We start from the raw sequence: 1,508 nt of genomic DNA on the forward strand, positions 1-1,508 counted from the left end.
GTCTCCTGGTTCGGTCCTCCATGTTGTGTTACCAACACTTCAACCTGGCCATGGGTAGATCACAAGGTTTCGCGTCTAGCGCTACTGACTTTACGCCCTATTCAGACTCGCTTTCGCTTCGGGTACGCCTCTTAAAGGCTTAGCCTCGCCAGTAACGACTAACTCGTAGGCTCATTATGCAAAAGGCACGCAGTCACTCCAATAAATTGAAGCTCCTACCGCTTGTAAGCGCACGGTTTCAGGTACTATTTCACTCCCCTGTTCGGGGTGCTTTTCACCTTTCCCTCACGGTACTTGTTCACTATCGGTCTCTCAGTAGTATTTAGCCTTACCAGATGGTCCTGGCAGATTCAGACAGGATTTCACGTGTCCCGCCCTACTCAGGGTACTGCTAGAATAGTATTGCTTACCTGTACGGGGCTGTCACCCTTTATAGCCGGCTGTTCCAAAACCGTTCCAGTTCAAAATATGTCTTCATATCGCAGCCCTACAACCCCAACCTTGCCGAAACAAGATTGGTTTAGGCTATTCCCTTTTCGCTCGCCACTACTCGGGGAATCACTATTGTTTTCTCTTCCTCCGCCTACTTAGATGTTTCAGTTCAGCGGGTTTGCCTCCAGGTTACCCCGGATATCCTTTATGGATGGGTTGCCCCATTCGGAAATCTGCGGATCGATTCGTATTTGCCAATCCCCGCAGCTTATCGCAGCTTGTCACGTCCTTCTTCGCCTCTGAGAGCCAAGGCATCCTCCGTACGCCCTTAGTAACTTTCTTTGGATAGAATCCTCGTATTGATTCAAAATTGTATCTCTTGTTTAAAAATAGTTGTCTCTATCTTGTGATTTGACTCTCGATAATTATTATAAAATAATCATCAATTTATTTTTCCCAACATGCCAAAGAACTTTAAAGCACTTGAACAGTATTAACCGTTCTACTTACGTAGATAAATAAGGAATCGAACCTTAACTGCTGCACCAGCATTATCTCTTGTTCATCATCGCTTCTGAACGTTTCGACCTTTTTTGTCTCTTGTGGAGAATAAGGGAGTCGAACCCTTGACCTCTAGAATGCAAATCTAGCGCTCTAGCCAACTGAGCTAATCCCCCGATAATTGGCTTCTAGCTTCAAACTCCTGGCTCCTAACTGTTGCTAGTGACCAGTGAATAATCACTAGTAGCTGTTTTTGTAGTCCCGCCCAGACTTGAACTGGGGACCCCTACATTATCAGTGTAGTACTCTAACCAGCTGAGCTACGGGACTATTCAATAAAGCCGCAAGCTTTGAGCTCTTAGCTGTTAGACGGCTAGCCCCGCTTGTAACTCTAGTATATTTTTAAAAAAGCAAGGTCCAAAATTGTCAATCTCGTCACAGAGTAGGTTGTAAACCTGTGCTCCAGAAAGGAGGTGTTCCAGCCACACCTTCCGGTACGGCTACCTTGTTACGACTTAACCCCAGTTACCGGTTTTACCCTAGGCCGCTCCTCTCGGTCACAGACTTCAGGCACC

The 1,508-nt window shown here is 46.4% G+C and carries 2 tRNA genes and 2 rRNA genes; all 4 read right to left on the reverse strand.

Annotated features, from left to right (window positions below):
- A 23S ribosomal RNA gene (locus MR764_RS20125) occupies positions 1-774 on the reverse strand; the annotation flags it as partial.
- Between the two features lie 261 nt (positions 775-1,035).
- Positions 1,036-1,109, reverse strand: a tRNA-Ala gene (locus tag MR764_RS20130).
- An 80-nt stretch (positions 1,110-1,189) separates the two neighbouring features.
- A tRNA-Ile gene (locus MR764_RS20135) sits at positions 1,190-1,263 on the reverse strand.
- Between the two features lie 136 nt (positions 1,264-1,399).
- Positions 1,400-1,508, reverse strand: a 16S ribosomal RNA gene (locus tag MR764_RS20140); the annotation flags it as partial.

Source organism: Maribellus sp. YY47, assembly GCF_023111095.1.
In the GTDB taxonomy this organism is placed as follows: domain Bacteria; phylum Bacteroidota; class Bacteroidia; order Bacteroidales; family Prolixibacteraceae; genus Draconibacterium.